The following is a 21,862-nucleotide window of genomic DNA, read 5'->3' on the forward strand; positions in this document are numbered from 1 at the left end:
TCTGTGTCAGGCAGGGTTGGGGCGGGTCAGATTCCGTAAAGTGCCTTCAGGTGTGCCATGAAGTGCGGCCTGTTCTCGGCAGCATCGGCCTGGACCTTCTGCACCGCCGGTCTTTGGGCCATGCGCTTGAAGTAGTCGTGCAGTCCGGGGACTTCCGCCAGCGGGTCGCGCTCAAGGAAGGCCTTGCCAACGTTACGCACGATGGGCAGGTTCAGAATCGCAGCGATATCCGCCACGGTGAACGTGTCGCCATAGGCAAACTGATCGAACGACGACAGTTTCGGCAGTGCTGCCGCCGCCTTGTCGAGACCGGTCTCTACCTCTTTCAGTACGGCAGGATGCGGCTGTGTGCCGCCCAGAAGGTTGGGTATCAGGCGACGGGCCACCAGCTCGAAGTAGAGTTCGATGAACTGCGACAGCTCCTGGACCTTGGCGATATCGAAGGGGGAGGCGGGCAGCAGGGAGGGGTCCGGGTAGGTCCGTTCAATGTATTCGAGGATGGCTCGGGACTCACTGATAAACCCTTCCGGTGTTTCCAGCGCCGGCACCTTGCCGAGGGGGCTCTTGTCGAGATACTCCGGCTTGTATTTGGGGCCAACGCCGGTGTAGGACAGCACTTCCTCAAAGTCGACGCCTTTCTCCAGAAGGGCGAGCTTGGGTACGTTGTAGTAGTTGCTGGCAGAAAAGCCGTGGAGTCTGATCATTATTGTTTCCGTTGTTGGTGACATGGCGATGAGCCACACAGTATAGGGGCTGGAGAACCGGGGGTGCCACCACCGTCCGGTAATTGCCGGAACGATGGGTCAGTCCTCAGTGCGTCCCTCGTGAATAGATTCGTCGACCTCTTCCCAGTCCTCCTGGTCCGGCTCGGGCACTTTCTCTTCCAGCTCGGCACCCGGGGCGTAGTCGAAAACCGCGAAGATGGGAAAATGATCCGAGCCAATGTCGGGCAGGCGCTCCAGTTGCGCCACGCGAAAGTGGCGGGAGGCAAAGGCGTAGTCCAGTGGATACCGGAACAACCAGTTACTGGTGTCAAAGGTGTTGTAGAGGCCGCGACCGATCCTGGGATCGAGCAAGCCGCCGACCCGCTGGAAAAGGCGGGTTGTACCGGACCAGGCCACATCATTGAAATCGCCGGCGACGATGACAGGTATTTCGCCGATTTCCTTTACTTCCCTGGCGACGAGCATCAACTCGGCATCCCTGACATCCGAGTCTTCCCGCTCATCACTACCTTCGGTGCCTTCGCCCTTGTCTGGCGGCTTCAGTCCTGGTGGGCGGGGGTGTACACCATAGAGGGTCACTGTGGTGCCGGAGCGTAGCTTTACCTGCGTGCGAATCGACGGGACCGCCGGTTCCACCAGGAAACGGACTTCTGGATTCTCCAGCTCCAGCCTGGAATACAGCAACATACCGTAATGGTTATCCTGAGGCTTTTCTATGGTGTGGGGGTAGTCTTCGGTGAGTCCCTTCAGCTGGTCTTGCCACCAGGGCGTCGGTTCGGTCAGCAGTATGACATCGGGGTCTTTCTCATCTATAAGGTCAAGCAGGGGGTCGATACGGTCATTGTCAAAGCGCACGTTGTAGATGAGCAGAGAAATACGGCCCGAATCGTCCTTTTCAGTACTGACCGGTAGTTGCCTTGGATACAGGGAGGTGTATGGCGCTATAAGGCTGCCCTGCCATACAAACGCGGCGCCCGTTGCCGCAACAAGGGCCCATTCCCAGGTGTACAGGCGGCGCCAGAAAAACAGCGCGATGTAACCCGCGAGGGCTGCAAGGATCAGGCAGACGATCTGGATACGGGGAAAGTCGAACACCCGTATCCACCACTGGTCAGTATGCACGAGGGGGACCAGGGTAGCTGTTACCAGCCCGATAGCAAGCAGGGCCAACACAGCACGACAGATCCTGGCCTTCATAGCTCCCTCTGTTTCAGCGGTATTGTTTTCCGGAAAGTGTAGCACTCGCTGAGGTATCACGAGCCTTACGCTTCGTTATGGTCGAGCCGGGCGCCACGTGTGCCGGTAGATTTTACCGGGCAATCGGTAAGTTTTACCGGCCAGGGCCAGATGATCCGGTGCGGGAAGGTCTGGTGGAGTCCTAGATTCTGGTTGAAAACCTTTCTATAACCGTCTATTGCCTAAAATTTTTTGATCTTTTGAAAGCAGGCGGCACGTGGCATGCGATCTGCAACATACCGAACAGGCGTGACATTCGGCGTCTCGCCAGATTAATGTTCGGAGGACACAAAATGAACAATGTACTGAAAAGCACATTCATAGTAGCGGCCCTGGCCCCCTCCATGGTCTTCGCCCAGGCGGTAAGTGGCGAAAAGGAAATTACTATCAGCGGCCAGGGCGCCAGTGACAACGATCTGGATACCACAGACTTTTCGCTGACCGGCAGCTATGGTCACTACATCAACGACCGGGGCCAGGTGGGTATTCGCCAGACCCTGAGCATCTCCGACCGTGAAGGAGAAAGTACCGACTTCGACGGCGCCACTGTTGGCTACTATGACCATCACTTTGGGCGCAGCGATCTGCGGCCGTTTGTCGGCGCCAACATCGGCTTCAATTACGGTGATCGCACGGAAGAAACCTTCTCTGCAGGGCCGGAGGCTGGTCTGAAATACTATGTGCTCGACAAGACCTTCGTCCAGGGCATGGTGCAGTACCAGTTCCTGTTTGAAGATGGTGGCGACGTAGACGACAACTATGACGACGGTGTGTTGTATTACAGTGTCGGTATGGGCTTTAACTTCTGATGCATTGACACTCGCCCGGCCTTCACCAGGCCGGGCAGGCACTGTTTCCGTGGCGACATACCCATGACAAACCCGCAGCACATCGCTTTCCTGATATTGCTTCCCCCGGGAAGTGGCAACTCCGTCAGCACCCAGGCTGGTGGAGACCTTACACTGACCCTTGCAACCGTTGACTCACTGGAATCCGCAGAAAGACTTGTCAGTGACATGGCAGGTCAGGGGATTGACCGCGTGGAATTGAGCGCTTCATTCGGCGACCACGGACTGGCGGAGATTCGTGCAATGGTAAGTAATCCGGGAATGGTCGGCCTGGTCCGGTTTGAATGATCGCCAGTGCCTGGGCACTGGCGATCAGGGTTTGGTGCCTATTCCGGCGTAATCCGGTAAATCGTTCCTTCATCCACTGCGACGTACAGGTCGCCATCCGGCCCCTGGACCAGCGAGCGGAAACGCGCGGCGCCCATGGGTACAGGCATTTCGCTGACATCGTCAGCAGACTTGCCGTCATCTGCCAAGTCGATCATGTCGATGCGCTGGCCCACAGGCGTATCCCCGAACCCGATACCCAGGAAGCTGACAAGCAATCGTCCTTCCCATTCGCCCCACTGGTCCCCGGTCAGGAAAGCCGCGCTGCTGATGCCCTGGGACAGACCCTCGTTATCCCAGACCGGTTTCATGGCGTCTGGGTAGGTTTCCATATCGGTCATTGGCATGTAGGCAGACCGCTCCTTCGGGTCCATGCCTTCGTTCTGGTTCGGCTGGTAGCCGCAGTAGTCGTCGGGACAGTCTTCCCGGCCAGCCATGTTCGGACGTGGATCCCAGCCGCTGTTACCTCCGGCTTCCAGCACATTTACCTCATCGGTATGCCAGGGACCGTGCTCCGTAACATACGGGTGTGAGTTTTCCGGGTGGAACGCGAGGCCCTGAACATTACGGTGGCCATACGTAAAGATCCTGGGATCGAAGTCATCCGGTGTTGCGTCGGCATTCTCCGGCGCGGCTTCACCCTCACCGTCGATGCGTAACACCTTGCCGCCAAGTGAGTCGCCCGCCTGGGGCAAGGCGCTGTTGTGGTTGTCGCCGGTGGGTACGTACAGATAGCCATCGTCGGGGCTGAACCGGATACGTCCGCCATTGTGTGCACCGGGGTCGCCGAACGGATGGTCGCTGGCAGCGACCTTATAGGGAATGTCCTCGACAATATCGGTGCGGTCGGACACGTTCGAGAGATCATCATTCAACGTTAGACGAATAACACGGTTGGTGGGCGGGTCGCTGAGGGTAGAGGTCGAATAAACGTAGATGGTTTTGTTGCTCTCAAAACCCGGATCAATGGCTACGCCATTCATCCCTGACTGTCCCTCGCAGAACAGGTCATCCTCGGTTGTGGCGTAATCCTCAGTGTTCTCCATGCCCAGCAGTTTATTCACATCGCCGTCGGGCAAACGGACGGAGAGACCGCGGCACCGCTCCGTAAAGAGCATTGCACCATCCGGGAGAAACGCCATATCCCAGGGATTTTCCAGGTCAGACACCACCGTTGTATGGCCAAACTTCGGGCCTTCCGCCTCTTCGGCCAGGGTTGTGGGAGCGCTGATAATCAACGCAGAGACAGTCGTTGCGCCAAGTATTCCTGCAGACAGTTTCGGTTTCATTGATCGTACTCCGGTGGGTTTTAAATTGTGATTCACATCACAAAAAGTGTAGGTGTGCCTATGGGGTGGTCAAGTTTTGATCAGACCGTCCGGTTCGGCATCGCAAAGAGTTAGTTTCCGTGGCAGAGCCGCGTCGGTCTTCATGACCCGGGACTCGTATGGAGTGATCTTTTAGCTCGTCTTTCTGTACAAGTCGTAGGCGTCTCCTGTAGGGTGCGCCGTTTTTTGCTGAAGGCCAGCCCCCCATGACCTCGATGACCCTTTCTGAATCGGGAACCCGATCCCGACTGCTCACCGATAGTGATCCCGTGGTGCTCACGCTAACCATCGGTTTTATCCTGTTGTTTGTTGGTGCCTCGGTGGTCGATAGCGACTACGTTGCTGGCATGATTGGCAGCGGATTTACCTGGACCGCCAAGTACCTGGGCTCATTTTTTCAGGTGCTTTTGCTGCTCACGTTCTTTATCGCCATTGGAACGGCTCTCAGCCGTGCCGGCGCCGCCCGGATTGGCGGTCTGGACCGACCGGAGCTCAGTCGCTTTCGCTGGCTATCGATGATCCTCTGCACCTTGCTCGCCGGTGGGGGCGTGTTCTTCGCCGCCGGCGAGCCGGTGTATCACTTTGTGGTATCGCCGCCTGCGTTTGAGGCTGAAGCCGGCACCCCTGCCGCGACGGCGCCGGCCCTGGCTCAGTCATTCACTCACTGGGGCTTCCTGGCCTGGGCCGTGTTGGGCTCCCTGACGGCACTGGTACTGTCGCGGGCGCACTATGGGCAGGGTAAACCTCTGCAGCCCCGCACGCTGTTGTACCCGGTGCTGGGGGAAAAGGTTATCCAGGGGCGCCTGGGCGGCGTGATTGATGCTTTCTGTGTTATTGCCGTTGTTGCGGGCACTGTGGGGCCAATCGGCTTCCTGGCGACACAGATGAGTTTTGGCCTTCATGAACTGTTTGGCATTGATGATGGTTATGGCACCCAGTTGACGGTACTGGTGGTGCTGGCCGGGGTCTACATGGCCTCTGCCATGAGTGGCCTGCACAAGGGGATCCAGCTGCTGAGCCGCTTCAACGTTTTGCTGGCCCTTGCCATTGCGGCGGTGATCCTCGTGTTTGGGCCAACACTATTCCTGATCAATACCTACACGCAGTCGATGGGTGAATACCTGTCTTCGTTCTTTGCCATGGCCACCATGACATCGGAAACCGCCCCGGCCTGGTGGATGAAGTGGTGGACCGTGTTTTTCTTCGCCTGGTTTATCGGCTACACCCCGCTGATGGCGGTATTTGTCTCCAGGATCTCCCGTGGCCGTACGGTGCGGGAGATGATCGTTGCTGTGGCGGTGATGGCGCCAATTGCGACCACCGTGTGGTTTACTTTGCTGGGAGGTTCGGGCATCTATCACCAGTTGGCCGGCACGTTCGACCTTACCGAAGCACTGGGCAATTTCCGGTTTGATGTCGCCACCCTGACCGTGGCCCAGGCTCTTCCCGGCGGCACCTGGATGGCCGCTGCCATACTGCTGCTGACCACGATTTTCGTAGCCACTACCGGTGACTCCATGAGTTATTCCATCGCCATGGTCGGCGCCGGCCATGACGAACCCAACCCCTGGATCCGGGTATTCTGGGGCGGTGCGATGGCACTTATGGCAGCCATACTGCTCTACATGGGAGCCGGTCAGATCGGCGTGCTTCAGCAGTTTATCGTGCTGACTGCGATACCGGTCTCCCTTATTATCCTGCCCTCCCTCTGGACAGGACCAAAAGCGGCCATGGCAATGGCCAGGGAGCAAGGTGTGGTCTGAAACCAGCGTCAAATCCTTAGGGCCGGCATGTTTGTCCTGACAGTAATCCAGGACCGTTCCCGCTTGAGGCCGCTGGCGAAGTTGACGGCCACTATGGCGCCGGTTTTCTGTACTACAGTAATAATGAGGGTTGTAATTACCAACGCTGTTTACCGTTTTACAAGGAGGTCGTCATGAAGCTCGAAAGAAGCGCCGGATCGAAAATTCACCTGGTGTTGCTTATGGTGTTGCTGGGCATCGGCCTGGCCGGATGCAATACTATGGAAGGTTTCGGAAAGGACGTTGAAGCCACAGGTGAAAAAATCGAGGATGAGGCTAATTGATCCATCGGGGCCGAACCGAGGCCAGTGATCGTAATCTGCCGAAAAGGTTGGCCCACCCTGGCACCGTCAAGAGGACCCTGTTCCAGGAGCAGGTGCGGCGTTATGATGGAAAAAACCATTAATCGACGGGAGAGCTACCATGGCTTTCGTCAGCCAGTACAGCGCCGAATCACCCACCCGCGAAGAAATCGATGAGGCCAGCGGGTCGCTGGTGATCGAGTTTGGTACGGGGTGGTGCGGTTACTGCCAGGCCGCGCAGCCGATGATCGCAGAAGCCCTTGAATCGCACTCCGACATCCGCCATCTGAAGGTCGAGGATGGTAAAGGCCGACGGCTGGGGCGAACCTTTGGCGTCAAGTTGTGGCCGACGCTGATTTTTCTAAAGGATGGAGAGGAAGTCGCTCGGGTTGTAAGACCCACTGACGGGAGCGCTATTGAGGAAGGGCTGCGCCGGATTGAATAACCGGCACGGCCGGAGCAGCTCAGGGCGGAAATGGAAAACCTGTTCTGGGCGCTTTTACATTATCCGTTAGCTTTCAGGTTAATCTGTTTTGTGCCGGTCGATGCGAACTGGCCGCTCTTACCTTTAACCACATATTCGACAGTTCCGCCGGCCTTTAAAAAAGCAGCGGTCTGCTCCTCGATCATGGCCGTAGTCAATGTGGCTTTTGCAGGTTTTTTGCTCATTGTATTCTCCAGGTTAACCGAAGGCCTGTTTGCCCGCGGTTAAATGTTGATCATACCTGAAAACGAAAAACTTGGCGAACAATCCCGGGGTCGGGACTACAGGCAGGAAGGTACGTCTCTCCTCCCGGAACCCCGGTCTATCCCGGATCGCAAACCTCCGTTCAAGGTTTTCGCACGACCCTGAGTTTCCCGCTCTCTCCGCCGCCGCAGAAGAACCGATCGTCGCCGTCAGACTCTAGCCCGGACACCCCTGTACCCGGAGGCATGACCAGGCTTTCCAGCGTTTCACCCGTGTCCGGATCGATGTGTCTGAGCTCGCTTTCGCCATTTTCCCAACTGCCATGCCAGAGCTCGTCATCCACCCAGGTAATGCCCGTGACGAAACGATTGCTCTCGATGGTGCGCAAGACCTTGCCCGTTTCCGGGTCAACCTGAAGGATCTTGCGGTCCTGGTACTGGCCAATCCAGAGGCTGCCTTCTGCCCAGGCCATTCCGGAGCTGCTGTCTCCCGGCGCGGGAATGGTGGATATCACTTCGCCAGTACCGGGGTCGACTTTCTGGATACGGTCTTCGGCAATCTGATAAAAGTGGGTGCCATCCCAGGCGGTGCCGGCGTTGGCCGATAGTTCAAGGGTTTGACCGAATGCGCCGCTCGCCGGGTCAAGTGCTATCAGGCGATCGCCTGCGGCGAACCAGATGTTCTCGCAGTCGTAACTGACACCGCATACGACATCGACGTCCCGGAATGGACCGTATTCACGGATAATTTCGGCGTTGGTTTGTTTCATCGGAGTTCTCCTTGGCTTGTTGAGTCGAGGCTACGGTATAAACCGGAGGCCCCTTCAAGCCCATCCTAATGCGCTGGCAGTGGGGCCGGGAGTAACAAAGTTGTCGTGAATCCCGGCACCGACGGTGTTACCCAGCGACGGGCCCGGCCCCGACCGAACCCCTGTACCCGACCCGCCTGCGCCAGCGCGTCAAGCCCGCGCTGAACCGTGCGCTGGCTGGTGCCCAGGGCTAGTGCGAGTGACGAACTGGACCAGGCCTCGCCGTCGGCCAGCAGGGCAAGAATCGCTGCGTATTTTTCATCCACCGGCGGCGCCAGCACCACGACCTCCCGTCCATACCGGGGCACGAGGACGAAGCCGTCGCCACCGGAGCGAACGTGGGCCAGTGTCGACAGGGCTGAGCGCAGCCTTCCCATTTCTACTCGCAAGCGTCCCCGCGCAGACTCATCGGCGTGTTTCAGCCTGAATGCCTTATGAATCAGATTGCGCCGAGGTACGCTCTCCGGCCAGGCTTCGCCCAGGGCTCGGGCAAGGCTGAACAGTACCGGGCGACCGGCAAGGGATACCGCCTGATGCTGATATCGTATGCGGAAGCGGCAAGCATCAATCACCAGGGTGTCGGAAGAGCAGAGTGCTTCCACATCGGCCAATCGCAAGGGTTGTGTGACCTCAGACGTCATGCGGTAGGCTGCTGGCGTGTCGAGCACCTGAAGTGCGTTGGCTACTTCGTTGATCAGTGCCGGGATACGTGCTGCATTAGCGGCCAGTTCCGCGCGCTGGAGCGCGGCGCTGGCAGGGCCGGTTTGCAGCCGACGCAGGGCGATGCCTGCGCTCAGTAATTCATGGACAGCGACGGCCGCTGCCGAGAGAGGGCTGGGGTCAATTCCGGCAAGGGTGCTTTCCGCATCATGGACATGACCGGTCAGAAGCTGGCGCCTGGCTGTGAGGTAACTTGCCTGTGCTGCGTTGGTGCGGTCGCCGTTAAGTTCCAGAACCGCCCGGGCCCGGTGGAGTGCCTCGATCGGCCATTCCAGATGGCGGGACGCCAGTGCCACCTCGGCCTCGGCGACGAGGCACCTGGCCCGGGCCAGGGTATCCTTGCGCCCAAAGGAACGTCGGGCGCGTTTCAGAAGCGCTGTCGCCTGCTCGAACTGTCCAAGCTGGGCCATGGCAATGCCACGCAGCGCCAGTGCTGGAGCGTCGTCGCGCAGGGCGACCCGCTTCAGAGCCCCGAGAGGGTCGCCCCCCGCCAGGGCACGTGCGGCTGCGGTGATCAGAGCATCCATTCAGTTTCTGTCCTGTCTGCCATATCCGCCGGTATTCCCTTGAATAAGGTAGGCGAAATGGGGCAGGAATAGAATGAAATGGGCGAATGTTTGTCTGCACGTCCCTTCCCGGTTGCGTGATCAGGCTGCGGCCGAAGGCGCCACCTCGATGGGCAGTGACTCATCGGCACTCCATTCGTACCAGCTGCCCAGGTAATTCCGCAGTCGGGTAAAGCCCGCCATTTTCAGGGCGGCAAAGGTGTTGGAGGCCCGTGAACCCTTGAAACAGTAAATGATGATGTCATCGTCCTTGTGAATGCCCCTGGCGGCCAGAATGTCGACGATCTCGCTGGCGGATTTGAAGCTTGGAATGTCACTGTCATCCAGCAGTTCGTACCATTCCAGCCAGCGGGCCGTCGGAATCCGGCCACGTCGGGGCGAATAGTCGACACCGTCGGCGTCGTAGGGGGAAGAACCTTCGCAGAGCCACTCCCGGGCATCGCGGTTATCCAGCAGGACGACACTGTCGTCTTCAATAGCGGCGAGCACATCGTCCCTGGTGGCGATAATGTCGTTATTCACCGCCACCTTGAAGTCGCTTGGCGTGACAGCAACCGTGTGGTTATCGGTGACAAAGCCCGTTGCCTTCCAGCCGGCCAGGCCCTTGTCCAGGATGGCGGTATTGTCATGCCCCAGATGACTGAGCAGCCACCAGCCGCGACAGGAACTCCCGAAGCGCGTAGTCAGGCCGTCTTCGTAGAGCACCGCTTTCTGCCCGGGCTGGAGGCCGACGCCGGAAAGTATGTCCTCGAATTTCTGGTAGGTGGCACTGAGTTCATCATCCGAAGTGGTTGTCAGATGATAAAAAATATCCGGTACGTTGACGGCCCCCGGGATGTGTTCTACGGCGTAATCGGCGGCATCCCGGACATCGATCAGAAGGATATCGTCGTCGTTGTTGTCGAGTGCGGCTTTGAGTTCAGTGGCGGTCAGTACGATGGATTTGTTCATGGTCCACTCCTGGAAGTCTGTCTGAGCCCGGGCAGGAAAGCATGTCGGACGGGCTGAATGCCTTGCTGACGGACAGTGCAGGTTCAGATTTGCAATGGGTATGCCATTGACCGGGCGCCGGGAGAGACTATGGCGAGACATGGCCCGGGCCCCTGACCAACGCGGGGTGCGATGGATATGCGCCATCAGCGGGACCTGTGTAGTTCCCGGACGACCGCAATGACACTGTCAGACATTGTTCGCCACTTGGGCAAATCCGGGAATCTTGTATCCGTATAGGCAAAGTTTTAAATTGGTCGTGTAACAAAAAGAGCGAAATACATGAATGCGCATTGTCTGGCCGCATACACACTGTGGCTGATGCACGGATGAGTCGCGACGAAAGGCGGGACGAAGAGGTGATCGCCCTGCTCGGGCAACTGCCTGTTGCTTGTATGCTTTTGCGCGAGGCCGACTATACCGTGTTGGCCGTCAACCCGGCGTTTGAGGCTTTATTCGGCTGGAGCGCTTCCCCCATGATCGGTTGTTCTTACGCCGAGCTGCCGTTATGGTCCAGTTCGCGGCAACGGGAGGATTTTCGCCGGCAACTGTTGACCAGCGGCCGCGTCCAGCAACATGAAACCCACTTCCAATGTCGCGATGGCCAGAACAGGCCCTGCCTGGTCTATGTCGAGCAGTTCCGTATCGGTGACCAGTTCTACCAGCTGGCGATGGCCCATGACATTTCCGAACGCAGTGACGCTGACCGGGAATTGAAGCAGAGCGAAGCCAAATTTGCTGCCCTGTTCATCGACTCCCCCGAGCCTTATGTACTGTTTTCCAAACGTACTGCAAAGATCATCGAAATCAACCACCGGTTTACCCAGGTGTTCGGCTACGAGCCACAGGATGTGATCGCCAAGAATGCCAACGAATTCGGGTTCTGGCGCTATCCGGAAAAACGTCCGTCGGTCATCGACAAACTGATGCGCGAGGGTTGCCTGCGCAATGAGCCGGTTGACCTTGTCGCCAAGGATGGTCGCGTGCTGAACTGCGAGGTGTCCAGCAACTTCATCCTCGTCGGCGAGGAGTGGTGCACCCTGTCCTGCTTCAAGGATGTCACCGAGCAGCGGAGAATCGAGGCGCGCGTCAAGCATCAGGCTTATCACGATGCGCTGACGGATCTCCCCAACCGTCTGCTGTTACACGACCGACTGCAACAGCACCTGGCCCTGGGTGAGCGCCACGGTCTGGGTTGCGCGCTGCTATTCTTCGACCTGGACCATTTCAAGCGCGTCAACGACTCCCTGGGGCACGGCTGTGGCGATGCGGTACTGCAGGAAGTAAGTCGCCGCCTGCAGGAGCGGGTGCGAAGGGCTGATACCGTCGCCCGCCTGGGCGGCGACGAGTTCGTCATCCTGCTTACCGGCCTGTCCGGCAAGCCGGAACAGGTTGCCGAGCAGGCGCGAGTCAGTGCGGCCGAACTACTGGAGGTGGTGTCTGCCCCCATGCAGATCGAGGGTTACGGACTGCAACTGAGCTGCAGCATCGGTATTGCCCTGTCCTCCGAGCATGGCAATACACCGGAAGATCTGCTCAAGCATGCTGATACCGCGCTGTATGGGGTCAAGGCCAGCGGGCGCAACAACATCGCCTTTTTTGAACCGCAGATGCAGGTGGCCGTCAGTCAGCGCCTGCAACTTGAAACCGAGTTGCGCCACGCGCTGCTGGAGGGAGAATTCCGGTTACACTACCAGCCGCAGGTCGATGCCTGCACGCAACGCATAACAGGTGCCGAGGCCTTGTTGCGCTGGCAGCACCCCGGAATGGGAATGATCGGTCCAGGTACCTTCATGCATGTGCTTGAAGACAGCGGCATGATCCTCGAAGCCGGCCACTGGGTCCTAGAGCAGGCATGCGACTTCATAGCCCGGCTTCTCGACCGGAGGCTGATTGCCGCTGACCAGTTCTGCCTCAGTATCAACATAAGCCCCCGGCAGTTTCGCCAGGCCAGTTTTGTCGCCCAGGTAGCAGCAGCTATTGCCGAAAAGAAGATACCCGTGCAGTGCCTGAAACTGGAAATCACCGAAAGCATCATGATCCACAACATAGCCGACACGGTGGAGAAGATGAACGAGCTGCGGGACATGGGTATCCGGTTCGCGATTGACGATTTCGGGACTGGCTACTCTTCGCTGAGCTATCTCAAGCGATTACCGGTAGACCTGCTCAAGATCGACCAGTCGTTCATCGGCGACTGCACCCATGACGATAATGACGCCGAGATCATCCGCGCTATTATCGCCATGGCCCGCAGCCTGAAGATGGAACTGATTGCCGAGGGAGTGGAAACCGCTGAGCAGTTGGCTTTTCTGAAGCAGCATGGGTGCCGAACCTATCAGGGTTACTACTTCAGCCGGGCTGTCAGCGAAGAAGCCTTCTGTGCATTGCTTGGTCCACCCGCGACGCGTTGATCGACTCCGAAGTAACCTGGGACGTCCGACTATTTTTCCAGGTGCCTGTCCCGAATACCCCATGCCCCAAATACACCGTTCGGTGTTCCGCCATGACCGCTTCATTGGTCGCGGACGACGATTGACATATTTGATCTATTCATTCGCGCCACACGTATTCATTACCGTGCTGTTCTTCATCAACTCATAGCCGAGCGGAACTCAAGTGAGAAAATTTACAGGCCTACTGTTGGCCATCTGCGCACCTGCATTCTTTGTTCAAACCGCATTAGCACAGGAAGAAAAAACGGCGTTGGTGCCATTACCCTCGCTCGACGACTTCACGCGGGGTGAAGACGGCTGGGGATTCGGCCTGGGTCTGGGTGTTGAATACGAATCGGCCTACGAAGGGTCGGATGAATTCGACTTCGAAGTCAGTCCTGCTGGCGCGGTACAATGGCGCAAGGGCGATGATATCTTCTACTGGGCCGGTGAAGCGTTGGGGTGGCGTGGTCTTCGTTCTGACACCTGGCTATTGCAGGCATCAGTAGGCTTCGAAGAGGGACGCGAAGAAAGCGATTCTGACGACGGTCGGCTGGATGGACTTGGCGATACCGACGAGGGCGTTGAATTCGTGCTGCAGGCACGTCGTGCGTTCGATGCGGACTGGCGTTACTGGTTGGATGGTCGAATTGTGACCGGTGAGAATGGAAACCTGGGTATTGTGGGGGTGGGTCGTCGCTTCGGTGAGCGGAACGACGGAACCGGCTCTGAACTTTCAATCGCGGCGGTTTTTCACGATAGCGATCTCGCCAATGAACAGTTTGGCGTAGACCCAGCTCAGGCTGCGGCATCAGGACTGGACGAGACCGAACTAAGCGGGGGCTTCCGCTCCATTGGCGTCAATTACAATTATCGTGCTTACATCAACGATAACTGGCAGATTTTCGGTGAAGCGCTCTATGAGCGCTATAGCAGCGATATTGCGGATAGCCCGATCGCACGCAACAATTATGAAGCCGAAGTGGGTGTCGGGTTCATTTACGTCTTCTAGACTGCCGAACGCCCTCGCTCGAGCATATGGATTCGCCGTTACTTTTTGCATCGGGGCGTTGGCGATGGGCGAAGTAAGTGTCTGGCTACCAGGGAGAGAATCAGCCCCTACCAGCACTTACCGTAGGTCCAGGTTCAGTAAGGGCACCAGCCCAAACCACGACACGTAACCAAGCGCAGCAACCATCAGCCCATCAATGCGACCCGGCGCTTCATCAGTCCGGAGATGCCGGTACAAGAGCCACGCGAGAAACGCGGCGTGAGGGACAACCAACCACGCAATGCCGTTATAGGCCCCTGCGGCTAGCCCCCAGACATCCCACGCCCACGCAGCCGTGCCAGAAAGCAGCACGAAAACGAGGGCGATAAGCAACGCGCTCCTGAACCCGAAGCGAACCGCCAGGGTGCGCTTCCCCGCGGAAGCATCCGCCTCAAGATCGGGTATGCCCGACAGGGTAATCGACGGCAATATTCCCAGTAACATCGGCAGGCTTAGTAGCCACGGCATAGGGTCGTACCAGGATCCACCAAGGAACACGTACCCGCACAGCATCACACCGATGCTGTGGGTAACCGCAACATCCACTTCTCCCAGGCCCCGGTAGCTGAGCTTCAATGGCGGCGCCGTGTAGCCAATGGCCAGCAGAGCCAGAACGGCAAGCACCACGATAATGGCCGCCGGAGCTGCGGGCGGTAGCGACAGGAGCCACGCTGTACTGGCCATTAAGCCCAACAACACAACGCCAATCCCGGTCTTGACCTCCTTCTGGCTTAGCGAGCCATCCACCAGTACCCGCGAGCCGCCGGTAAAGGCGTTGAAATAGCGATTGTTCTGATCCGTCGGCAGATCAATCAACTCGTTAACCAACACCGTGGCCACCTCCAGCAGGAAGAGGCAAAGGTAGCCCACCCAGAACACCGGCGATCCCAGAACCGAACTGCCGGGAGCGACCGCCAGAGCACCGATGGCATAGGCCATCCAGGACATTGGATAGAACTGAAGCCGCAGGCTTCGCAACCAGGCGCCGGCTTTTTGTCGCAGCTGCTCCATCCGGGTGACCCGCCCGTGTTGCAGGCGCCGGCCTTGCCTTTCGGCGCGGGCGAGCCAGGCTTGCCGTTGATCCGCACCGGCGTTCTTGACGGAGCCAAACACCAGCGAACGCACTGGGCGTATACCGCAAAAGCCCAGGGTCGCCCGTGCCAGGGCATTTTTTCCCGGTTCCCGGTATAGCAGGCGATGGGCAAGCGGAGGGGTATCCATGGTAGTAATCAACTGAGCGGACCGGTCCTGCAACAACCCCTGGTAACCTATGCCGCCTTCGCAGGTCCTGAAGGCAAAACCGGGAGCCATGATCCGGTCCAGAAAGCCCTTGAGCAAAGCGGGAGCGGTGCCCCACCAGGTGGGGTAAACAATGACGAGGTGCTCTGCCCAAAGAATGAGCTCCCGTGCCTTGCTCAGATCGTCTTCAAGCGGCTGGTCGTTGGGGGATACACGATGCAAATCCGTGTCGAAGTTCGTTTCGGACAGGTTCAGCCTGCGCAGCTCCACCCCGGCTGCTCGCGCGCCTTTGCAGAAAGCCTCAGCCAGGGCTCCGCAAAAACTGTCAGTGCGCGGGTGCCCAAGAATTACCAGCACATTGATCGCCGGTGAAGTCGGCTCTACTCTTTCGGCCTGCATGATGTTCCTCCTGAACAGCCGCTGTTGGACTTGCGTGACTCCCTGGTGATACCACACATCAAAGGTAGGCACCCCGGGAGTGCCCGTCCAGATTCCGCCTCTTGTTTTAACTATGGTTACAGGCAGGCGTTGGTGTGAATTCAGCGACTCAACCTTTCAGCGGAGGAGGCCCTTGTATGAATCGATATCTCGCGGGTGCGCTTGGCGGGTTGCTCGCCACCGTGCCAATGACCATCGCAACGGAAAAGGGACACCGCAAATTGCCCAGGGAAGAGCAATACCCATTGCCCCCGCGGGAAGTGACCGAAGACATAACTGACCGGTTACCCGTCCATAAGCCCCGTAGTGACACATCCATGACGCTACTTATCCTGGGGGCTCACTTTCTCTACGGTGCCGCTGCGGGAAGTCTCTGGGGGGCGGTCACAGACAAGAGTTCCCGTCCGGCGGTCGGTGGCGCGGCATTTGGGACCGCTGTCTGGGCGGCGAGCTATCTGGGCTGGATTCCCGCCGCAAAAGTGCTGCGCCCGGCAACGCAACACCCGGTCCGACGAAACCTGCCGATGCTGGCGGTACACTGCATGTGGGGCGCTTCCACAGCGGGATAGACTCAGGTACTGACCGAGCCTCGAACTCACGGGTTTGGGCGGAAGGCGCGACGGAGGTAGTGAAGGTTGGCCGATGCGCCGGCGGTAAGGGTGACAGCTAAGCGTGGACAGGCATCGAAAATAGGCCTGTTAAATTGCTCACACTTTCCCCGGCGTAGTGCCCGCTATTGCACGAAACTCCCGGGTCATATGGGCCTGGTCACTGAAGCCGAACTGGTGAGCAACCTCCGCCAGATTCACGCTGGCATGTTCACGAATGTAATTTATAGCCCGTTTCACCCGCAGAATGCGCTGGTACTGCTTGGGCGTCATTTCCATCCAGTGCTTGAAAAGCCGTTCCACATGGCGCTGACTGATATCCAAGTGTCTCGATAGTGCTCCCGGTTCGGTATCGTCTTTCATGCAGTCCAGAGCCTGCTGCAGTGCGCCGGGGATGAGCTGGGTAAGCCGGAAATTGTTGCTCGCCCAGCTCTGCAACGTGCGCACGCGGGTCACGTTATCGTGGCAGATTTTGAGGCTGGAGAAGAGCGCGAGGAGGCCAGGCAGATGCGCCGGGTCGCGTGTCAGCACCGTCGGCCGGTCAAAGTGCTGGCGGATCAGCCCATAACCGATGGCCGGCTGAAAGCGAACTCCCGCCAGCTGTGATTCCGGCGCCAGTGAAACCTGGGCGGCCACCTTTGCAACCGGCAGTACAACAACTCCTCCCGGAATTGTTGTATCCCCGATTCGCACGTCCCCTGCGAGATTAAACCAGATGCTGCTGCACGCCTCCGAATGCAGCAGCTTCACCACCGGTTCAGCTGCTGATTCGGCGACAGACGCAGACCATAGCCCCTGCACAAAGGCCGAAAGCGGCCCCGAGGGGCAGGACAGCTTAAAGTTGAACGCAGGTTTGCGAAGGCTACTGTGGTTTATAGCTGCCGACCTCTGGCTTGAAAGTTTTGACGATCCGGTTCCAGCTGTTGATGGCGTTGACCGCAATGGTTACGTCAACCAGCCCCTTTTCTCCAAGGGCTGTCACCGCTTTGTCATAGCAGTGGTCATCTACCGGCTTGCCCTGGGTAAGATGCTCCGCCCACGCAAGCGCTGCTCGCTCTGTGGTAGAGTACATCGGCATATCATGCCACGCACTCAAGCCAATCAAACGTTCAACAGTTTCGCCATGTGACAGGGCATCCTTGCTGTGCATATCCACGCAAAAGGCGCACCGGTTAATCTGCGACACCCGCAGCTTCAGCAACTCCCACAATGCCGTGCTCAGGATGCCGGATTCGCTGAACTGCTCTCTCAGATAGGCTTCCTGATCCATCAGAATCTGCATGGCCTTTGGTGCCAGGCCGATATAGTTCGCGCGTGCTGTCATCATTCGTGTCCTCCAATAATATTGGAGCTTCACGATAATGGATGCGCAAGAGACGGTATTGAAGATTTTCGACTCCACGCCAGTCAATCAACAACAGCGCCGGCTGTCCCAGATATTCTCTGTAACGTTAACGAGTTATCCGGTCGTTACTGTTGTGATCGGTGGGCTGATTTTCGTTCTGATGACGCGCCCGGCATAGTCCGTCTTCGTTCTTACCGGCGTATGCTGTGCTTGGCGTCACTTGGCATTAACGGTACCCATGTTAGGATTCAGGCAGTCAATTACCAACTGACCCAAAAAACCTAAATCACACGGAGTGTGCATATGACCGCATGGATGATCACGTCGAATGACCTTCAGAAATTTCACTCGTTCCGCCCGGAGAAAAACGAATTCTCCATTCGGAGGGCATCACATCTGCCTGTCGAAGGGATTGGTATCAACGGGACTTTTTTCATAAAGGGATGGGTGGTTGTGCGAGGTGACACCCTACATGTGAGTGCTGCAGGTTTTTCCGCTCCTATGCAGGCCCCTGCTCACAGCGGTGCCTTCAGCTTCCATGGAACCGTGGCGCTCCTTGAGCATGGAGAGGTGGTACGTAAAAAGTCCCTGTTGCGTGGTTCGAATGAATTGTGGCCTGTCGACGACTATGCACCAATCGGAGCCGCCTCTGTCCTGATTCCTCCAACCAGTGACCCATTGGCCTATTCTGTACGCATTGAAGCCAGCTACGTCTATTCCTCAGCCGAGGGCTCGGCAGTGCCTATCCCCCAGTTTGCTCGTGAGACTATTCAACTGAGGGGAGTAGGGCAATGAAAAAACAGCTACTAGCCCTCGCGGCAGTTCTACTTCTTGCAAGTTGCAGTACGCATGCAGAGCAATCTCCTGAAGACCTGAACGCCGAAGCCCTGCAGCTCATGCACAGCGGGGCAGATCAGCAGGAACTCGAAAGGGTGTTGGAGTTAACGGGCAAGGCGATTGAGCTGGACAGGGCCTACCTGCCCGCTCGGAGCGTTCGAATCAACGCTCTGATACAACTTGGGAAACTGGACCGGGTTGTTCAGGAGGCAGAAGAAATGGCTTCCATCGACAATAGCCCCGAGAATCTTCTATACGCCTGCATGGCCCAGGAAATGGCTAACCCGGGATACCCTGGACAGCAGTTGTGCTATTCAGATATTGCCGGGCAGATGGAAGGAGATGGCCGCTCCCCCGAAACTGACGCCAGTTTGCTAATGGCCCTGAAACTGGCGAACAATGCCGGATTCGAGAGTGCAGTGTGGGATTACATCGAGAATCAGGAGTCAGAGGCCGCCCGGGAAGTGGCCGAATACCTGTTCATCGAGAGGAGCAGGGACGAGGTATTGAACTCATATTTTTCCCCCTAGTAGTAAACGTGGGGGCGCTTCACAGGATCTGTTGTTCTGCCACTATCTGGAAAGGATTTCCATGACACGCCCAAGGGAACAACTCGTTTTGATCGCCGACACGCCGTACTACCATGTTGTGTCTCGGTGCGTACGTCGCACCTTCCTGTGTGGCTACGACCGGGACACCGGCAGGAACTACGAACACCGTCGGCAATGGATTGAAGACCGGATCCGAATTCTGTCATCTCTCTTTGCGATCGATGTCTGCTCGTATGCGGTGATGAGCAACCACTATCATCTGGTTGTGAAGCTGTCTCCAGAGCAGGCGGAGGGGTGGGGTGACGACGAGGTCCTGGCTCGTTGGAGCAGCCTGTATAAAGGACCGCTGATTATTCAGCGTTACCTCAAAGGTGAGTCGCTGGCCAGTGCCGAGCGCCGGTCCCTGGAGAGCACTGTCGCCGTCTACCGAAAGCGACTTACCGAACTCAGCTGGTTTATGAAATGCCTGAACGAGCCCATTGCCCGTGAAGCGAACCGGGAAGATGACTGCACTGGCCACTTCTGGGAATCTCGCTTTAAGTCGCAGGCTTTGCTCACAGAGCAGGCCGTCCTCAGCTGCATGGCCTATGTGGACCTCAATCCAGTGAGAGCCGCCATGGCCGATACCCCGGAAGACTCCGACCACACCAGTGTTAAGGAAAGGCTGGCGCCACAGTTTGACCTCGCCCAGGCCATGCAGAACCAGTTGGACTCCGGCTACCTGCGCCAATTTCCGGTTTCCCTGAAGCCGCTACTGAACTTTGAGGGCAATGAGCGAGATAGCGTTCAGCGAGGGATTCTGTTCAGCTTGAGCGACTATCTGGAACTGGTGGACTACACCGGCCGCAGCATCCATCCCTCGAAGCGTGGGTATATACCTGATACCAAACCGCCGATCCTAACCCGGCTGGGCCTCTCCCCCGACGAATGGCTTCGGGAAGCTTGCGAATTCGAAGCGCGCTACGCTCAGAACCTGCGGGCAGAGCAGGGCAGGCGACGACGAGCGGCATAACGAACCTACCCTCCAAGTCAAAACGTCGAGACTGGCCCTAGCCAGGGGTACCGCGTGGGCTCAATTCGTCGATCCACGCCTGATTGTGGCGGAACTGGTCAAAACATAGACAAAGAGGCTGAGCAGCGTGTGATCACGACTGGAGCGGCAGCCTCGGCACGCGGTTTATTGGTTTTCTTTCTTAGCAGTGCCTGTCCCTGTTTTTCCAGGGGAGGCGTCCATATATGTCCACGTTCAGTTTCTTCGTTAAGTTGTTAACTTTTATCTCGGTTTACAATTTGATTAATTGCTTTGCTGGCTGAGATAAATGATTGATTTAGAGCTTTAAATTCTTTTACCAAGTTCGGCCCATACCCGTGCTCTGCCGATTCGCTACGCTCAAATGTCCGTACATCGAGAGACGAGGTTGCACTCAGCCGTCTAGAGTAAAATCTCGGCTTTGCCGCCGCATAATACTGGGCCTCAACCTGAACCGGTTCATCACCGATATATTTGTAAAGGCCGCCGTATTGCCCCCAAGTGAGCGTGATCTGTTGCCCAGGCGCTAAAAATGGAATGCCAGTAATAATAGGGCCAACCTCCATTTGCTTGGGCATTTTCTCTGGCACCTCTATGCTGAACGCTTTGTAGGGCAGCGGCCTAGTTGGTTTAAATTTTATGTTGTGCGCAGCGCCATTTCCAATGTTCTTGATAATAAGGTTAACAATGGAAGGCCGTTTGATATCAGGATCGGCATAGACGATAACGATCGGATCAGTTGACGACCGAAAGACAGCGTATGTGACTACTACAGACGCTGTTGCTATCAAGGCCATAAAGACCGAAATCCAGTTACCCACATCCATTTTGTTGTGACCTCCAAGAAGTTAACGCCCTGGCTTTGCGGCGAACCGGAGCCCTAGTGTAGGTGCATCAGACAACAGCCATTTGTTATGTGCTCTCAAGCAGTTGTAATTTTACCGATAAACGTAGCTACAATTATCGTAGCTACTGTGACAAACCAAAATGCAGCTGGATCACGGTAATTAGGAAAAACCGTATTTGATGTTGTTGCTGTAAAACTAGCAGTGAACGTTAAAACGAGGATGACCGTGTAAATGCTTATCCAAGTTGTATTTTCCCGTAAAAAAATTGCGATAACTGGCATAAGGGCAAAAAGCGAGGAAAATGGGCTATTTCTAGGTCCCCCACTTGAAAAAACAAGAACAGAAACACAAAGGATATCCAGTATCACAAAAATTTTGATGGAGGTTTGCCATTTTATTGTTGGGAAGTGTGTATCGCTTAATAATGGAGCCCATAAGTCATAAAATACATCTGAAAAGAAAAGCGCTCCCAAAGTGACAAGTGTTAGCACAATTAGTAGTGCAGAGTATGACTTCGCTCGGTTGGAAACACTATTTCTATAGAATGGCTCCCACAATACAGAAAGCCGACCCATAATCTGGCTGGCAGCAACAAGAATAGTCAGAATCATAAATTGTGAAATTATCGCTGCAGCAACGATGTTTTGTGGGGTTAATTCATTATTCATAACTTACTCTAGCGCATAACAGTTTATTGGATGTCCGTCACGAAAACATACCAAGCCGATGTTTTTCAGGAAAAAATAATAGTCATTAATATCAGTAATCTGCGTTCCTTGTCGGCTCAGCTCTGTTGCGCATCCATCCCAGAAAAAGCGACAAAATACCGGTAAATTTCGAATCTACCACTAAAACTTTCTGAATATTCGATGGATCTTCGGAAAAAGCGTCATCACCCACCGAAACCAAGAAGCACATCACCCCAAACCACGAACCCCAAAAAAAAGCCCGATCAGCAAAAACCAACCGGGCCTCTTCGTACTACCTCATCTGCTTATAACCCCTCAACCACACTTAGAATCGCCACAAGACAAACAAGTAGCACACCCATCCATCATAACCACAGCCTGGGTATGGCACTTGTTACAAAGCGTGGCATTGGCCGGATATTCGCTAACGGATTCATCGTTAGAGGGCGTC

Annotated in this window: 23 protein-coding genes and 1 pseudogene; 11 read left to right on the forward strand and 13 right to left on the reverse strand. The window is 56.6% G+C overall.

The features are described from left to right. Window positions 1–26 precede the first annotated feature (26 nt). Together ACESMZ_RS02720 and ACESMZ_RS02725 are read right to left on the reverse strand one after the other, a co-directional pair. On the reverse strand, window positions 27–704 hold the full coding sequence (locus tag ACESMZ_RS02720) for a glutathione S-transferase family protein (RefSeq protein ID WP_372972156.1): 678 nt from the start codon (window positions 702–704) through the stop codon (window positions 27–29). Between the two features lie 99 nt (window positions 705–803). Then, window positions 804–1,922, reverse strand: coding sequence for an endonuclease/exonuclease/phosphatase family protein (locus ACESMZ_RS02725; RefSeq protein ID WP_372972157.1), 1,119 nt, complete (start codon window positions 1,920–1,922; stop codon window positions 804–806). A gap of 332 nt (window positions 1,923–2,254) precedes the next feature. On the opposite strand from ACESMZ_RS02725, the gene ACESMZ_RS02730 reads away from it, so the two are divergent. Both ACESMZ_RS02730 and ACESMZ_RS02735 read left to right on the forward strand, forming a co-directional pair. Further along, entirely contained in the window at window positions 2,255–2,770 is a 516-nt protein-coding gene (locus ACESMZ_RS02730) for a hypothetical protein (RefSeq protein WP_372972158.1), read from the forward strand. Window positions 2,771–2,833: 63 nt separating this feature from the next. After that, window positions 2,834–3,097, forward strand: a complete 264-nt coding sequence (locus ACESMZ_RS02735; RefSeq protein WP_372972159.1) for a DUF6506 family protein — start codon at window positions 2,834–2,836, stop codon at window positions 3,095–3,097. 38 nt (window positions 3,098–3,135) lie between these two features. On the opposite strand, the gene ACESMZ_RS02740 is transcribed toward ACESMZ_RS02735, so the two are convergent. After that, complete coding sequence (locus tag ACESMZ_RS02740) at window positions 3,136–4,425, reverse strand: PQQ-dependent sugar dehydrogenase (protein ID WP_372972160.1); 1,290 nt, start codon at window positions 4,423–4,425, stop codon at window positions 3,136–3,138. Between the two features lie 245 nt (window positions 4,426–4,670). On the opposite strand from ACESMZ_RS02740, the gene ACESMZ_RS02745 reads away from it, so the two are divergent. The 3 genes from ACESMZ_RS02745 to ACESMZ_RS02755 all read left to right on the forward strand — a co-directional run bounded on the left by ACESMZ_RS02745 (window position 4,671) and on the right by ACESMZ_RS02755 (window position 7,013). Then, a complete protein-coding gene (locus tag ACESMZ_RS02745; protein WP_372972161.1) occupies window positions 4,671–6,227 on the forward strand; it encodes a BCCT family transporter in 1,557 nt (518 codons plus the stop codon). A gap of 173 nt (window positions 6,228–6,400) precedes the next feature. Further along, window positions 6,401–6,550 (forward strand): entericidin A/B family lipoprotein, encoded by a 150-nt coding sequence (locus tag ACESMZ_RS02750; protein WP_372972162.1) that lies wholly within the window; start codon window positions 6,401–6,403, stop codon window positions 6,548–6,550. A gap of 139 nt (window positions 6,551–6,689) precedes the next feature. Next, on the forward strand, window positions 6,690–7,013 hold the full coding sequence (locus ACESMZ_RS02755) for a thioredoxin family protein (RefSeq protein ID WP_372972163.1): 324 nt from the start codon (window positions 6,690–6,692) through the stop codon (window positions 7,011–7,013). A gap of 59 nt (window positions 7,014–7,072) precedes the next feature. On the opposite strand, the gene ACESMZ_RS02760 is transcribed toward ACESMZ_RS02755, so the two are convergent. The 4 genes from ACESMZ_RS02760 to ACESMZ_RS02775 form a co-directional block, all read right to left on the reverse strand. Continuing rightward, window positions 7,073–7,237, reverse strand: coding sequence for a hypothetical protein (locus ACESMZ_RS02760; RefSeq protein WP_372972164.1), 165 nt, complete (start codon window positions 7,235–7,237; stop codon window positions 7,073–7,075). A gap of 161 nt (window positions 7,238–7,398) precedes the next feature. Beyond that, entirely contained in the window at window positions 7,399–8,025 is a 627-nt protein-coding gene (locus tag ACESMZ_RS02765) for a glutamine cyclotransferase (RefSeq protein ID WP_372972165.1), read from the reverse strand. A 65-nt stretch (window positions 8,026–8,090) separates the two neighbouring features. Beyond that, window positions 8,091–9,311, reverse strand: coding sequence for a helix-turn-helix domain-containing protein (locus ACESMZ_RS02770; protein WP_372972166.1), 1,221 nt, complete (start codon window positions 9,309–9,311; stop codon window positions 8,091–8,093). A gap of 120 nt (window positions 9,312–9,431) precedes the next feature. Beyond that, window positions 9,432–10,301, reverse strand: a complete 870-nt coding sequence (locus ACESMZ_RS02775; protein WP_372972167.1) for a sulfurtransferase — start codon at window positions 10,299–10,301, stop codon at window positions 9,432–9,434. A gap of 368 nt (window positions 10,302–10,669) precedes the next feature. On the opposite strand from ACESMZ_RS02775, the gene ACESMZ_RS02780 reads away from it, so the two are divergent. Together ACESMZ_RS02780 and ACESMZ_RS02785 are read left to right on the forward strand one after the other, a co-directional pair. Then, window positions 10,670–12,754 carry a putative bifunctional diguanylate cyclase/phosphodiesterase gene (locus ACESMZ_RS02780; RefSeq protein ID WP_372972168.1) on the forward strand — a complete coding sequence of 695 codons (2,085 nt, stop codon included), beginning with the start codon at window positions 10,670–10,672 and terminating at the stop codon, window positions 12,752–12,754. Between the two features lie 205 nt (window positions 12,755–12,959). Beyond that, a complete protein-coding gene (locus ACESMZ_RS02785) occupies window positions 12,960–13,787 on the forward strand; it encodes a MipA/OmpV family protein (protein ID WP_372972169.1) in 828 nt (275 codons plus the stop codon). 117 nt (window positions 13,788–13,904) lie between these two features. On the opposite strand, the gene ACESMZ_RS02790 is transcribed toward ACESMZ_RS02785, so the two are convergent. Beyond that, entirely contained in the window at window positions 13,905–15,464 is a 1,560-nt protein-coding gene (locus tag ACESMZ_RS02790; RefSeq protein WP_372972170.1) for an NAD(P)H-dependent oxidoreductase, read from the reverse strand. 176 nt (window positions 15,465–15,640) lie between these two features. Between ACESMZ_RS02790 and ACESMZ_RS02795 the strand changes: the two genes are divergently transcribed. Then, entirely contained in the window at window positions 15,641–16,072 is a 432-nt protein-coding gene (locus ACESMZ_RS02795) for a hypothetical protein (RefSeq protein ID WP_372972171.1), read from the forward strand. A gap of 138 nt (window positions 16,073–16,210) precedes the next feature. On the opposite strand, the gene ACESMZ_RS02800 is transcribed toward ACESMZ_RS02795, so the two are convergent. Beyond that, window positions 16,211–16,864: an AraC family transcriptional regulator gene (locus ACESMZ_RS02800; protein WP_372972172.1), complete on the reverse strand. Its 654-nt coding sequence runs from the start codon at window positions 16,862–16,864 to the stop codon at window positions 16,211–16,213. A 109-nt stretch (window positions 16,865–16,973) separates the two neighbouring features. After that, entirely contained in the window at window positions 16,974–17,438 is a 465-nt protein-coding gene (locus ACESMZ_RS02805) for a carboxymuconolactone decarboxylase family protein (RefSeq protein WP_372972173.1), read from the reverse strand. A 321-nt stretch (window positions 17,439–17,759) separates the two neighbouring features. Between ACESMZ_RS02805 and ACESMZ_RS02810 the strand changes: the two genes are divergently transcribed. The 3 genes from ACESMZ_RS02810 to ACESMZ_RS02820 all read left to right on the forward strand — a co-directional run bounded on the left by ACESMZ_RS02810 (window position 17,760) and on the right by ACESMZ_RS02820 (window position 19,856). After that, window positions 17,760–18,251 (forward strand): hypothetical protein, encoded by a 492-nt coding sequence (locus ACESMZ_RS02810; RefSeq protein ID WP_372972174.1) that lies wholly within the window; start codon window positions 17,760–17,762, stop codon window positions 18,249–18,251. Next, on the forward strand, window positions 18,248–18,823 hold the full coding sequence (locus ACESMZ_RS02815; RefSeq protein ID WP_372972175.1) for a hypothetical protein: 576 nt from the start codon (window positions 18,248–18,250) through the stop codon (window positions 18,821–18,823). The genes ACESMZ_RS02810 and ACESMZ_RS02815 overlap by 4 nt, the downstream gene beginning before the upstream one ends. Window positions 18,824–18,884: 61 nt before the next feature. Continuing rightward, window positions 18,885–19,856 (forward strand): transposase, encoded by a 972-nt coding sequence (locus ACESMZ_RS02820; protein ID WP_372972176.1) that lies wholly within the window; start codon window positions 18,885–18,887, stop codon window positions 19,854–19,856. A 254-nt stretch (window positions 19,857–20,110) separates the two neighbouring features. Here ACESMZ_RS02820 and ACESMZ_RS02825 read toward each other — a convergent pair whose 3' ends face one another. From ACESMZ_RS02825 to ACESMZ_RS02835, 3 genes and pseudogenes are all read right to left on the reverse strand, one after another. Continuing rightward, window positions 20,111–20,701: a hypothetical protein gene (locus ACESMZ_RS02825; RefSeq protein ID WP_372972177.1), complete on the reverse strand. Its 591-nt coding sequence runs from the start codon at window positions 20,699–20,701 to the stop codon at window positions 20,111–20,113. A 95-nt stretch (window positions 20,702–20,796) separates the two neighbouring features. Continuing rightward, window positions 20,797–21,390, reverse strand: a complete 594-nt coding sequence (locus tag ACESMZ_RS02830; protein WP_372972178.1) for a hypothetical protein — start codon at window positions 21,388–21,390, stop codon at window positions 20,797–20,799. 336 nt (window positions 21,391–21,726) lie between these two features. Beyond that, window positions 21,727–21,862: pseudogene (locus ACESMZ_RS02835) on the reverse strand (NrdJb); the annotation flags it as partial.

It is taken from the genome of Marinobacter sp. (assembly GCF_041690615.1).
Taxonomy (GTDB): Bacteria; Pseudomonadota; Gammaproteobacteria; order Pseudomonadales; family Oleiphilaceae; genus Marinobacter.